Source organism: Cupriavidus sp. C1SS-2L (assembly GCF_057073735.1).
The window spans coordinates 1765241-1777081 of record NZ_CP172708.1 but is presented as its reverse complement, the minus strand read 5'-3'; the positions used below and the strand labels follow the sequence as shown (position 1 = coordinate 1777081).

13 protein-coding genes are annotated in these 11841 nt (G+C 61.1%); 4 read left to right on the top strand and 9 right to left on the bottom strand.

The window, feature by feature from the left end:
- Window positions 1-147: 147 nt before the first annotated feature.
- Complete coding sequence (locus ACIGJG_RS08360; protein ID WP_011297786.1) at window positions 148-885, top strand: SDR family oxidoreductase; 738 nt, start codon at window positions 148-150, stop codon at window positions 883-885.
- Window positions 886-1070: 185 nt separating this feature from the next.
- The gene (locus ACIGJG_RS08355; protein WP_220631597.1) at window positions 1071-1439 is read left to right on the top strand and encodes a VOC family protein; all 369 of its coding nucleotides are present in this window, start codon (window positions 1071-1073) and stop codon (window positions 1437-1439) included.
- Here ACIGJG_RS08355 and ACIGJG_RS08350 read toward each other — a convergent pair.
- The 6 genes from ACIGJG_RS08350 to ACIGJG_RS08325 form a co-directional block, all read right to left on the bottom strand.
- Window positions 1426-2598, bottom strand: coding sequence for an MFS transporter (locus ACIGJG_RS08350; RefSeq protein ID WP_011297784.1), 1173 nt, complete (start codon window positions 2596-2598; stop codon window positions 1426-1428). The genes ACIGJG_RS08355 and ACIGJG_RS08350 overlap by 14 nt on opposite strands.
- Window positions 2599-2649: 51 nt before the next feature.
- Window positions 2650-4092, bottom strand: a complete 1443-nt coding sequence (locus ACIGJG_RS08345; protein ID WP_483673016.1) for an amidase family protein — start codon at window positions 4090-4092, stop codon at window positions 2650-2652.
- Between the two features lie 104 nt (window positions 4093-4196).
- Window positions 4197-5603 carry an MFS transporter gene (locus ACIGJG_RS08340; RefSeq protein ID WP_483673064.1) on the bottom strand — a complete coding sequence of 469 codons (1407 nt, stop codon included), beginning with the start codon at window positions 5601-5603 and terminating at the stop codon, window positions 4197-4199.
- Between the two features lie 109 nt (window positions 5604-5712).
- A complete protein-coding gene (locus tag ACIGJG_RS08335; protein WP_011297781.1) occupies window positions 5713-6747 on the bottom strand; it encodes a GlxA family transcriptional regulator in 1035 nt (344 codons plus the stop codon).
- A gap of 59 nt (window positions 6748-6806) precedes the next feature.
- Window positions 6807-7010 (bottom strand): hypothetical protein, encoded by a 204-nt coding sequence (locus ACIGJG_RS08330; RefSeq protein WP_140950077.1) that lies wholly within the window; start codon window positions 7008-7010, stop codon window positions 6807-6809.
- A 229-nt stretch (window positions 7011-7239) separates the two neighbouring features.
- Window positions 7240-7926 (bottom strand): M24 family metallopeptidase, encoded by a 687-nt coding sequence (locus tag ACIGJG_RS08325; protein WP_011297780.1) that lies wholly within the window; start codon window positions 7924-7926, stop codon window positions 7240-7242.
- Between the two features lie 276 nt (window positions 7927-8202).
- Here ACIGJG_RS08325 and ACIGJG_RS08320 point away from each other — a divergent pair, with 276 nt between their 5' ends.
- Window positions 8203-9204, top strand: a complete 1002-nt coding sequence (locus ACIGJG_RS08320) for a GlxA family transcriptional regulator (protein WP_483673015.1) — start codon at window positions 8203-8205, stop codon at window positions 9202-9204.
- A gap of 138 nt (window positions 9205-9342) precedes the next feature.
- Complete coding sequence (locus ACIGJG_RS08315) at window positions 9343-10317, top strand: MBL fold metallo-hydrolase (RefSeq protein ID WP_483673014.1); 975 nt, start codon at window positions 9343-9345, stop codon at window positions 10315-10317.
- A gap of 13 nt (window positions 10318-10330) precedes the next feature.
- Here ACIGJG_RS08315 and ACIGJG_RS08310 read toward each other — a convergent pair whose 3' ends face one another.
- The 3 genes from ACIGJG_RS08310 to madL are packed head-to-tail and all read right to left on the bottom strand — an operon-like array spanning window position 10331 to window position 11815.
- The gene (locus ACIGJG_RS08310) at window positions 10331-10603 is read right to left on the bottom strand and encodes a hypothetical protein (RefSeq protein ID WP_140950075.1); all 273 of its coding nucleotides are present in this window, start codon (window positions 10601-10603) and stop codon (window positions 10331-10333) included.
- A 23-nt stretch (window positions 10604-10626) separates the two neighbouring features.
- Window positions 10627-11406 (bottom strand): malonate transporter subunit MadM, encoded by a 780-nt coding sequence (madM, locus tag ACIGJG_RS08305; RefSeq protein ID WP_011297776.1) that lies wholly within the window; start codon window positions 11404-11406, stop codon window positions 10627-10629.
- A gap of 13 nt (window positions 11407-11419) precedes the next feature.
- Entirely contained in the window at window positions 11420-11815 is a 396-nt protein-coding gene (gene madL, locus ACIGJG_RS08300; RefSeq protein ID WP_011297775.1) for a malonate transporter subunit MadL, read from the bottom strand.
- Window positions 11816-11841 lie beyond the last annotated feature (26 nt).

Here is an 11841-nt window from a genome sequence, read left to right as displayed (position 1 = left end):
CGCAGGCCCTGCCGCAAAAATGCAGGATAGATCAATCCCGGGAGAAAGTTAAAGCAAATGGAATTGTGATCACAATTTACACGTAATTATCTTTGACGGTGAACAGTCCAGAATCCTTCTCACCCCCCTGACCCAAGGATTCAGACCATGACGACCAGTTCCAAAGTTGCCCTGATCACCGGCGCCTCCCGCGGCATTGGTGCCACCATTGCGCGCCGGCTGGCCAGTGACGGTTTCGCCGTCGCCATCAACTACGCATCCAATGCGGCCGAAGCCGACGCCCTGGTGGCCGAGCTGGCCCAGGCTGGCGTCTCTGCCATCGCGGTCAAGGCCGACGTTTCCAGGGCTGATCACGTGCATGCCATGTTCGCCACCGTCGAAGACCAACTCGGCAAGATCGACGTGCTGGTCAACAACGCCGGCGTCCTCAAGACCGCTCCGCTGGCGCAGACCAGCGACGAGCTGTACGCGCAGAATTTCGCGATCAATACCCAGGGTGTGTTCAATACCCTGCGCGAAGCTGCCACGCGCCTGAACGATGGCGGGCGCATCATCAACCTGTCGACTACCACTTTGGCGCTGAACCTGCCCGGCTACGCTATCTACAACGGCACCAAGGCCGCAGTGGAAGCCTTCACCCGTGTTTTCGCGAAGGAACTGCGCGGCCGCCGCATCACGGTCAACGCGGTGGCGCCCGGTCCGGTGGCCACGGACTTGTTCCTCAATGGCAAGACTGACGAGCAGATCGACACCTTCGCCAGGATGCCGCCGCTGGAACGGCTGGGCCAGCCCGAGGACATCGCCGGTGTCGTGGCATTCCTGGCCGGCAAGGACGGCGCCTGGGTCAATGGACAGGTGCTGCGCGCCAATGGTGGCGTTGCCTGATCCCGACAGGTCCGGCGGCTGGCGGCCCGGTCATGCAGTTCCTGGCGATCGGCCGATAGCTTCGTGGGCTCGGCCATCGCGGAGCGTCGAATCCATGTACCCTGCCAGGGTGGCGCGGCAACGGTGGGGGGGCGAACCGCGCAGGCTTGCACCTTGGAGATCCACCCCGTCCCGGAGGTTGCGACATGGCCATCCAGCTCAATCACACCATTGTGTTTTCCCGCGACAAGAAGGCGTCAGCCGACTTCCTCTGCGAGATCCTGGGACGTCCCGCGGCGGTCCCCTTTGGACCGTTTCTTACCGTACGGCTGGACAACGATGTCACGCTCGACTTTATGGACGCGGAAGGCGATGTGGCCATGCAGCACTATGCCTTCCTGGTCAGCGACGCCGAATTCGAGCAAGGTTTCGCCCGCATCCAGGCGCGCAATCTGAAGTACTGGGCGGACCCCTACCGTCGCCGCCCCGGCGAGGTCAACACGGACGGTGGCGGCCGCCGGATTTACTTCGAGGATCCGAGCCAGCATTTTTTGGAGATCTTCACGAAGGCATAGGTCGCATGCTCGTGGAGAGGCGCGCAGAGCACAGATGCGCGGCCTCGGCGAAAACCAGAGCGATCGCGATCAATCCGGCACCCACGATACTGAGGTATTGCCGGTCGATGAACAGCAGCACAATGCCCCCGAGAACACCTGAGCAGGCCAGCCCGCCGTAGGTAGCCGTATTGTTAAGGGCCAGCAGCAACGGCGCCATGGGAGGCGCGATTTTTACCAGCCGGTGCTGTTGCGGCACAATCAATCCCCATCCGACCAGCCCCCAGGCGACCAAGGAGACTGCGGCGGTGACCATGTATGCCGAAGTCCATGGCAGCGCACAGAAATTGAGAATGCCGATGCAAAGGCCTGCATTGATGATCTTGCGACTGTCGAAGCGGTCAACGAGGCGGCCGGCAAGCATGTTCCCGACTGTCGCGGCGCAGCCCCAGACGAGCAGCATGCCGGCCAGCACGCGTTCGTCGCCGCCGGTCACCCGATCCAGCACGAGTCCGGCATAGGTGTAGACCATCAGGAAGCCGCCGAACGCAAACAGGGACGTGAGCAGGGTCAGGGCAACGCGGACGTCGCGCAGGGGCGTCAGCCTATCGCGCAGCGAGATTCGCGCAGGCTGAGGAACCGAGCGCAGCATGGCCCCGATCCCGATCATCGCGATCAGCCCCAGGAGCGCGACGAACCAGAGCGTGGTTCTCCAACTGCCGAACCCACCGATGAACGTGCCGATCGGGGCGCCCAGCGCCGTTGCGCCCGCGAGGCCGGCGGTCACCGTGGCAAGCGCGCGCCCTCTCCTCTCAGGAGCCGCCAGTAACGTGGCGACACCCAATGCGGTAGGAGAGAACATCGCCGCGCCAAGGCCCGCCAGCGCGCGACTGAACAGGACCGTGTTCAAATCCGTCGCAAGGGCTGTGATGGCATTGCCAATGACGAAGATGCCGAGCGCGGTGACCAGCAGCAGCTTTCTTGGCCACGCCCCCGCGACAGCCGCCATCACCGGCGCCAGGATTGCATAGGACAGCGCATAGACGGTGACCATCTGGCCCGCGAGGCTCGGGGTCGTGTGCAGCGATGCAGCGACGTTCGGAAGAATGCCGGCAACAACGAAGTTGTCCGTTCCCATGGCAAACATGCCGAGGGCCAGCATCAGTAGTCGACGATCCATTTGAATGACCTTTACTGGAATGACGTTTACGTGGATTGGGAAGTGGGTGCGCTACCAAGGCCTTTCCCAAAGCTGCTGAGTCAGTGTTCCGTGGGCCGCCTCGATCATGGCACCCGCGTGCAACAGCCGCATTTCGCGGAATGCCGGCGCAACGAGCTGGACGCCGACAGGCAATCCCTGTGACAGCCCTGTCGGGACGTGCAGCCCTGGCAACCCACACACGGCAACCGCCATAAGCGGGCTCTGTATTTCCAGCAAGCGACGCATTTCATCGACTGAGCCCTGATCTGCGCCCCACGGCAGTGGCTGGCGACACGAGGTAGGCATGAGCACCAGCGGATGGCGCTGGAACAAGATATTCCAGCTGCGGCGCATTTCATCGCGTGAAGCGATTGCTGCGGCATACCCAGCCAGGCTTGGCACAGGCGCGCAGGCGGCCATGTTGCGGACCGGCGTACTAATGGTCGCGTCGCCAATTGCATCCACGGCGGCAAGCATGCCCAGGTTGCATTCGGACATGACGATGCTTTCCCACAACTCCATCCCGCGCTTGAGGTCTGGCAACGCGACGCGTTCGACCGTGTAACCTCCATCGATCAGCGCCGCGGCGGCCGATGAGAGCGCTTGTTGAATCTCCGGGCTGATATCGATGCCACGGATCTCGTCTACCAGCGCAACGCGTGTTGGCGTCTCATCGTCATCGTAATTCAGGCGGGCATCGACCCAGACCGGGTCAATGCCGCCGTCGCTGGCCATCGCCTCCAGTCCGAGCCGCGCATCCGAAACCGTGCGTGCGATTGGGCCCTGCGCAGACATCGCCTGAAGTCCAAAGAAGCGCTGTGGCGCAGTGGCCTGGAATCCGGGGATGCGTCCCGTAGTTGCTCGCAAGCCGACGACACCGTTGACAAACGCCGGATAGCGGATGGATCCCGCAATGTCAGTGCCATGCGCGATCGGCCCCATCCCGCTCGCTACCGCAGCACCGGCGCCCCCGCTTGAGCCGCCCGAGGTGACTGCCGGCGACCATGGGTTATGAGTTCGTCCATAAATGGGGTTTTCCGTGAACCAGCGGAAAGAATGCGGCGGAGCATTTGTCCGTCCTATGACCACGGCCCCCGCACGGCGCAGGTTGGAAACCACGCCACTGTCCGCTTCAGCAATGCGATCAAGCCACAGCGGATTTCCATTGCTTGTCGCCTCACCGGCGACGTCAACGTTAAGCTTGATCGAGACCGGCACGCCGGCAAGCGGCCCCAGTGGATCGCCGGCCTGGCGCCGCCGGTCGAGCGCACCGGCATCCGTCAACGCGTGCTCCCTGTCCATATGGACAATGCCGTTGATCATGGGATTGACTGCGGCGATACGCGCGTAGACGCTTTCCACCACTTCGACGGCCGAAACATCCCCTCGACAAACCGCAGCCGCAATTTCGGCGCCGGACCAGCGCCAGAGATCGTTCTCGGGTGCGTCGATCGTACAGTGGCTACTTTGCATTGGATTCGCTGACATTATTTGTTATCTCGTGTCCGCTGGTAACGTGAGAATCGTTGCGGACATTGATGGACACCAGAGCGAGCAACCCGCATCGTGCTCGCGGATCAAGTCTGCAGGCGTGCAGCGTCAGCCCGCGGCTCCAGATCCGTTGCACGGATTGAAGGCGAGCTATTGGAGCGGTCAATAAAGGCAACGGCAATCATTGCTATGGCAGCCGGAATTGCCATCAGCAGAAAATTTTGATGCAACGGAAGTTGCATGCCGACCACGGTGCCAAGGATGACCGGCGCCGAGATGGCGCCAATCCGCCCGACGCCCGAACCCACGCCGATACCGGTCGATCGAATCGTCAAGGGATAATACTGACCCGCATAAGCGTAGACGACGATCTGCGTGCCAATCGTCGACGCACCGGCTACAAACAGAAGGAAATAAAGCACTGGCGTTGATGAGTTGAAGCCCAACAGTGCAATCGATGCGCCCGCCAGCGCAAACATGAAGACAAGCACAGTGCGTATGTTCATGCGGTCTGCAAGCATGCCTCCACCAACCGCGCCGAAGATTCCACCGATATTCAGAATGAGGACGAACGTCAGCGCCGATCCGAGGCTATACCCGGCGTTGGCCATGAGCTTTGCCAGCCATGAGCTCAACGCGTAAACCATGAACAGGCACATGAAGAACACGATCCAGAACATGAAGGTGCTCACGCCCCTGCCGTCGCCGAAAAGCGTGCGCAACGTGGTCCCGCCGCTTCGGTTGGCGCCAATGACGAACGCATCATCATGGCGAAGTACATAGGTGCCATCCAGCCGCGCACAAATCCGGCTCAACTCCTTCGTGCGATTGTGCTTGACCAGGTAGGAAAGCGATTCCGGAACATATTTCAAGATCCAGGGAACCACCAATACCGGCGCTGCCGCAGCATAGAAGACGGCTTGCCAGCCATAGGTCCCTATGAAGCCCTTGCCAAACATGGCGGCAATCATGCCTCCGACAGAGTAGCCGCTGAACATCACCGTCACCAACGTCGTCTTCCACCTGCGCGGGGAATACTCGGTCATCTGCGCCACGACCGCCGGCATCACCCCGCCAATCCCGATTCCGGCAATAAAGCGCGCAATGCCAAAGGCAATCGGGTCGCTGGCCAGGCCAGCCGCTGCGGTAAACACACTGAACAAGGACACGCAAAGCGCAATGGCACGACGCCGCCCGATGCGGTCGGCCAGGGACCCCAGCAACACCGCACCGCACATTGCCCCAAATAGTGCCGAGCTAACCATCATGCCGGCCCGGGTAGCGTCGACATTCATGTCTTTCATGATGGATGGCAACGCAATACCGGAGACTGCAAGGTCATATCCGTCAAATATGATGACCAGTGCGCACCACGCCAGAATCGATACGTGGAAGGAATTGAATTTCGCGTCGTCCGCGATTTTCAGTAAGTCAATATTTCGCCCGTTGTTTCTTTCGTTCACCTTTGTCTCCTGCTGTAATGCAGACTGCATGCAAAAGTTAATCCACAATATGACTTCAATGTTGAAGTCAACATCGTTTTTCAACTTAGGGATTCCTCGATCCGGATGCCTCACCGTCCCTGACGAGAAGGACTATTTTTCAGGCGTTGATCAGCGTATGGCGATGGTTTTTTTGGTCTCGTGCCGGGAAATCAGGGAGCTGCCGTGAGCCAGACGCCGGATCCAGGAAGTGCGCGCGATAGTCCTGCGGTGAAATGCCCAGGTTTCTTCGAAATACCGAACGCATTCGGTGTGCCGTTGAAAAGCCACACTCATAGGCGATTGCCTTGATCGGCCTGGATGTTGTCTCAAGCAAGCTTCTGGCAGCGTCCAGCCGTACGGCTTCGACAAAGTCCATCACACTGATGTTGGACTCTCGCATGAAAATCCGCGTGAAGTGGCGCACGCTCATTCTCGCGACGTTCGCGAGAACGTTCAGCGACAGGTCCGCGGTCAAATTGGCAAACACGTACTCGTGCACGCGCGAAACCAATGAACTGGGCTCTACCGATGTATTGAGGTAAGGGCTGAACTGTGACTGGCCCCCTGCGCGATGCGTAAAGAGCAACAACTGCTTGGCAACTTGGATGGCTACCTCCCGGCCATGGTCTCTTGCCAGCAGATAGAGGCTCATGTCGATGCCGGCCGTCACGCCTGCGGATGTCACCAGATTGCCGTCCTGGATATACAGCCTGTCAGGGCTCACCACGGCCGTTGGACACTCCCGGGCAAGGCTCGCCGCATCATTCCAGTGGGTCGTGACATGCTTGCCATCGAGGACACCGGCTCTGGCCAACAGGAAGGTGCCGTTACAGATTGTGCAAATGCATGCTGAATTGACAGACGCCGACCGGATCCATGCATATAGGGAAGGCGCAAAGCTCTGTTGAGGCAACGTGGGTCCTCCGGCGATAAGCAATAGCTCATAGGCGCCATTGGATTCAGAAAACAAGCGATCCGGGTGGATTTCCAGTCCATTGGAGCAACGTATCCGCCCCGGTTCAGTTCCAAGAATTTCAAAGGAATACTGGTCTTCCGAAGAAAGAAAGCGATTGGCTTCCGCAAAGACATCAAGCGGCCCGGAGACATCCAGGCCTTGAACTTCGGGAAACACCAGGACAGCTGCGGTTTTCATGTCAACGTCGGTAAATCGGATAACGCACTTTCCACCTTTTGGCCTCTTGTCATCAGCCTTTAGAACGCGGAGCCTGACGCCGTCGCATCCGCCGCAGCCGGCGTGGCATGCTCGACCGGACCGTCATAAAGCCCGGAAAATCTGCCGTTCCGGCTTGCCTGTTCCAGGACGTCTTCCGGGACCAACGTGGCGAGCAGATAGGTTGAGTACCCGCCAAGAAGTACGGCCAGGAGAACGTATGTGACGGAAAGCAGCGCGAACATCGGCAACTCCGGTTCAGTAGCTTGAAGCAAGTGCGCTAAACCGTCCTTGCCGAGACGAAGCGCGACACGCGACCTGGCTCGTCGCTGACCCTGCATACCCATACGAGCCTTCAAGGGGAGTGTAGGCGTTACACGTCGCTTCCCCGATGCCAGACGGCAATCGAATCGGGCCAAAGGACGGTGGTTTCTGGTCCTGCCTGGCACAGAGCGCGCCCGGGTATTTCCGAAGTCACAGATAGTCCTCATCATCCAGCAGCATGTCCTCGAAGAACGCGCCGAATCGATTCTGGGGATCACGGATGTGGATCTCCAGGATCCAGCGCATCGCCGACGGGCTCGCATCGAAGTCGGCCAGCGAGCCAGTGTGGATGGTGGCGTGCGGGAAGTCCGACACGCGGTGACCCGGTAGATCGAAGTTGAGCTCCCAGCCCATCGACGTGGCAATACGGTCCGCTTCGGCATAAAGGTTCTGTCCGGTCAGGCGGTCGCGCTTCCAGATGCCGCGCATTTCGTGGAAGAGCGCCTCGGCATCGCGCGCACAACGCGCGTAGCTGGCATGTTGCCCGACCACAAACGATGCGCCGCCATCACCTTCCCAGGCGTCCAGACGCGGGGCGATGTCGATGAAGAAAATGTCGTTGTCCTGCAGGATCACCCCTGGCTCGGATGCCAGCTTCATCGGCTTGATGGTGTTGCGACCAAAGCGGACGCGCGCGGGATGCCAGCTCAGCGCAAGGCCGGCGTCGAGCATGACACGCTTCGCCATCTGAACGGCGTCTTCCTCGACCATCCCCGGTTTGACGCGAGCGGCAATCTCGGCAATCGCCTCACGGGTCTTCTTACGAGCCAGCAACATGCCATCGACGGAAAAGGCCGGCCCGACGCGCTCGGCCAGAGATTGGGTAACTTCACGCATTCTGTTCTCTCCTGTGAGAAGGCCGAAACGGCTTCGACCCTTGAGGGGAGAATTGTTCCTGCGCGCATGGCTGAAGGCAGCGTTGACGGACTGCTGGAACGTGCCAATCCGCGTGGTTTTCGTGCCAGTCTCCGTCACCCGTGAATTCTGGGTGTTTCTTGAGCCAAATGACGTGGAATTCCGGCCATGGCACGGTAAGCCTCGCGCCCGGGAGACCATTTCCGCTATCGTTTGAGTTCAACGAAGTTCTCGTCCAGCGCCCTGGAAGCTACGCCCATGACTCGAACTGTTGCCCTGCTGGTCTTTCCCGGCGTGCAGGCCCTGGACGTCAGTGGTCCGATGGATGTGTTTGCCGAGGCGAACCGCTTCGTGCCCAGTAGCGCGCGCTACGAGATCGAGGTCATCGGCATCGGCGATGACGCGCTGGTTGCCTGCTCCAATGGCTTGCTGCTCAAAGTGCACCGCGCGTATGCCGACGTCGACCCATCGGACACCTGCTTTGACCTGATGCTGGCCGCGGGCGGGCCGGATTTGCCTTCGGCCGTCTGGGAAGCAGGTGCGTATGATTGGCTGCGACGCGTGTGCGCGGCCTCGCGCCGTTACGGTTCGATCTGCAACGGCGCTTTCGCCCTCGCGCGGGCCGGCCTGCTAGACGACCGCACCGTTACCACGCACTGGAATGATGCGGAAGCGCTCCGGCACCTCTGCCCCACGACCCGTGTGGAGGCAGACAGAATCTTTGTACGTGACAGCGAACTTTATACGTCGGCCGGTGTGACGGCTGGCATCGACCTTTCGCTATACCTGCTCGCACAGGACCATGGCGACGATGTGGCACTCAGCGTCGCCAGACGGCTGCTGGTGGTCATGCAGCGGGCGGGCGGCCAATCCCAGTTCAGTCCCTACCTGACGCCCTACGCGGAGCCGACCTCGCCGATTGCGCAGGTGCGCGAATACGTGCTGGCACACCTTGCGGACGACCTCAGCGTCAGCGTCCTGGCCGCCATCGCGAAAATGAGCCTGCGCAACTTCGCGCGGATCTTTGCGCGGGAAGCCAGGATGACCCCCGCCGCCTTCGTCGAAAGCGCCCGGGTCGATGCGGCACGGGTCATGCTCGAAAACGGCAAGGTTCCGCTCAAGCGCATCGCCTATGAATGCGGCTTCGGCGACCCCCACAATATGCGCCAGATCTTCAAACGACGGTTCGGTGTGTCGCCCCAGCAGTATCGCGCGACATTTTCCACGCCGGCAGAAAGCGCGGTCATTCCCGGGCCTTGACACCGACGTAGACCTCAAGCCACCGCCGTTTGGCCGGAATCGCCCCCCGGCGCAGATGCTATCGCTCGTCCGGCATCGCCATACTTGTCGTGGATGTCCGCAATCCCGCCCGCATCTATGCATCACACACAAGACGTCATGCTAAAGCGACTATTCCTTTCCACGCTCATTGCGGCGAGCTCGCTGCCCGCCTGTGCGGCCACCGCTGTTGCCCCCGCCATGCAATCGCCCGCCAGCCAGCAGACCACGCCAGACGATTACTTTCATACCGGTGCAGGCGCGCGGTATCTGCGTCGCGCCGATGCCGATCTCGTCGTTCAACCCTTGCGCGACAACATCACCGTCCTGATGGGCTCCGGTGGCAACATCACGGTGCTTTCCGGAAAGGAAGGCAAGTTCCTGGTCGACGCAGGCATCAGCAAGTCGAAGGAGAAACTGCGTGCCGCGCTTGAGAAGATCAGCCCCGCCCCGCTAAAGTATGTCGTGAACACGCATTGGCACTGGGATCACACCGATGGCAATGCCGACATGCATGCGGCCGGCGCCACCATCGTCGCGCAAGAGAATACCTTCCGGCATCTGACCGAAACCACGCATGTCAATGCCTGGAACTGGACATTCAAGCCAGTGCCGGACGATGCACGACCGACTTTGCTGGTCAAGGACCGGAAGATCTTCGAGTTCGCGGGTAGCCGGGTCGAAGTGGAAAACTTCGGCCACGGTCATACCGACGGAGATCTATGGGTCTACTTCGCGAAAGCAGATGTCCTTGTGCTCGGCGACACCTTCTGGAACGGCTTCTACCCCTATATCGATAACGAGGATGGCGGCAGCATCGACGGCGCGATTCAATGGGCCGACAAGGCGGTGGCGCGTACTACTGCGCATACGATTGTCGTTCCCGGGCACGGTGCGGTCGGCACGCGCGCGCAGCTGATCGAGTTTCGCAACATGCTGGTGACAGTCCGCAGCAGCGTGGCGATCCTGAAGCAGCAAGGCAAATCGCTTGACGAGATCATTGCTGCCAGGCCAACGGCCGCGTTCGATGCGAAATGGGGCAACTTTGTGTTCAACGGCGACCAGTTCACAAAGATGGTCTACGCCGGCTTGTAAGGACGATCAGCCGTTACCAAAGATCGTGTTCCTGCAAGGTCCTGATGGTGCCGGGCGCCACAACCGCTGTCGCTGTCGTGGCATCGCCCGTATCGAATACAACCTTTCTCGCACGAAGCAGCGGCTGGATGTGCCGCCACGGTACCTGTCCTGCCACTTCCTGTGATGCTGGCTGAACCACTTCGACGCACACTGGCTGCGCGTCGACCGGCGAACGTCTGATCGTCAGCTGGTAGCCAGTGGCCACCAGCGAAGCCAGGCGAATCTGGGCGTGTGTCAGGCTCATGATGGCGCCGGCTGGGATCGGGCTCAACCCACCAGCGCCTTGGTGGCCAGGTACAGCACGGAAGGCCCGAGCAGGCAACCCAGTCCCGTGTGAAACGTGGCCACCAGCGCGCCATAAGGCACCAGCCGCCGATCCGTGGCTGCCAGGCCGGCCGATACACCGCTGACCGTGCCGGCGAGGCCGCCGAACACCATGGCCGCGCGCGGGTTGTTCAGGCCCAGGAAGCCGGCCGCGAATGGCGTGCCGATCATTACGATGATGGCCTTGACCAGGCCCGTGGCAATCGACAGCGCCATCACGTCGGAACTTGCGCCCAGCGCCGCCCCCGTCACGGGGCCCACGATGTAGGTCACCGCACCGGCGCCGATGGTCGTCATGCTGACCGCATCGTTGTAGCCGAACGCCCGTGCTACCAACGCGCCGACGATGAACGGGACTATGGTGCCCAGCAGCAGGGACACGGCGCCTACCATGCCGGCCTTGCGTGCCTCGCGCACCTGGACCTCGAAGGCGGTGGCGACAATGGCAAAGTCGCGCAGCATGGCACCGCCCATCAGGCCGATGCCCGAGAACAGCGCGAAATCGGCCATCCCTTTTTCCTTGCCGGTCACCACGCCGCCGTAATACGCCAGCGCAAGGCCGATCATGATGGCGATGGCCGAGGCATGCAGGCGCCCTTTCGTAAGCCGTTTCGAGATCTGCGAAGACACCCACATCACGATGCCGACGGTGGCGAATGCCGTCACGAGACCGTTATGGAGCAGCACGTTATCGAACATCATGGCCGGAGCAGCGATAGTCATGGCGTTCTCCCACTTATTTCGAAGCAGCTTCGGCTGCCAACGGCGGCAGGGGCTCGTGGTCGCCGGTGCGGCTGAGCAGTGCAATCAGGCAGGCGCAAGCTGCCGCCGCCAGGATTGCCGACAGCAACGCCACCGGGCCGCCGCGCAACGCGGCCACCACGTTTTGCTGGGCCGCCATCGCCACCACCACGGGGATATACATCGCGCCCCAGAACCCCACACCGGCCTCGGTCTCCTTCGGCATCAGGCCCCGGTCATGCAGGTAGAGCCGCAGGAATATCAGCAGCAGCATGGCGATGCCCACGCCGCCAACGTTCGACTTGACGCCGATGGCGGCGCCCAGCAGGTCGCCAAGGTAGAGGCCCACCAGATGGCAGATGGCCAGTAGCGCGGTTCCGTAGATGATCATGGTGTCTCCAGTTGCTGTTTTAGGCG

What these genes read in the sequence shown, in the direction of transcription:
- madM (WP_011297776.1), bottom strand. Translation starts at nt 11,406, where the DNA reads ATGACTATCGCTGCTCCGGCCATGATGTTCGATAACGTGCTGCTCCAT.
- ACIGJG_RS08320 (WP_483673015.1), top strand. Translation starts at nt 8,203, where the DNA reads ATGACTCGAACTGTTGCCCTGCTGGTCTTTCCCGGCGTGCAGGCCCTG.
- ACIGJG_RS08325 (WP_011297780.1), bottom strand. Translation starts at nt 7,926, where the DNA reads ATGCGTGAAGTTACCCAATCTCTGGCCGAGCGCGTCGGGCCGGCCTTT.
- madL (WP_011297775.1), bottom strand. Translation starts at nt 11,815, where the DNA reads ATGATCATCTACGGAACCGCGCTACTGGCCATCTGCCATCTGGTGGGC.
- ACIGJG_RS08360 (WP_011297786.1), top strand. Translation starts at nt 148, where the DNA reads ATGACGACCAGTTCCAAAGTTGCCCTGATCACCGGCGCCTCCCGCGGC.
- ACIGJG_RS08355 (WP_220631597.1), top strand. Translation starts at nt 1,071, where the DNA reads ATGGCCATCCAGCTCAATCACACCATTGTGTTTTCCCGCGACAAGAAG.
- ACIGJG_RS08330 (WP_140950077.1), bottom strand. Translation starts at nt 7,010, where the DNA reads ATGTTCGCGCTGCTTTCCGTCACATACGTTCTCCTGGCCGTACTTCTT.
- ACIGJG_RS08340 (WP_483673064.1), bottom strand. Translation starts at nt 5,603, where the DNA reads ATGCAGTCTGCATTACAGCAGGAGACAAAGGTGAACGAAAGAAACAAC.
- ACIGJG_RS08335 (WP_011297781.1), bottom strand. Translation starts at nt 6,747, where the DNA reads ATGAAAACCGCAGCTGTCCTGGTGTTTCCCGAAGTTCAAGGCCTGGAT.
- ACIGJG_RS08350 (WP_011297784.1), bottom strand. Translation starts at nt 2,598, where the DNA reads ATGGATCGTCGACTACTGATGCTGGCCCTCGGCATGTTTGCCATGGGA.
- ACIGJG_RS08315 (WP_483673014.1), top strand. Translation starts at nt 9,343, where the DNA reads ATGCTAAAGCGACTATTCCTTTCCACGCTCATTGCGGCGAGCTCGCTG.
- ACIGJG_RS08345 (WP_483673016.1), bottom strand. Translation starts at nt 4,092, where the DNA reads ATGCAAAGTAGCCACTGTACGATCGACGCACCCGAGAACGATCTCTGG.
- ACIGJG_RS08310 (WP_140950075.1), bottom strand. Translation starts at nt 10,603, where the DNA reads ATGAGCCTGACACACGCCCAGATTCGCCTGGCTTCGCTGGTGGCCACT.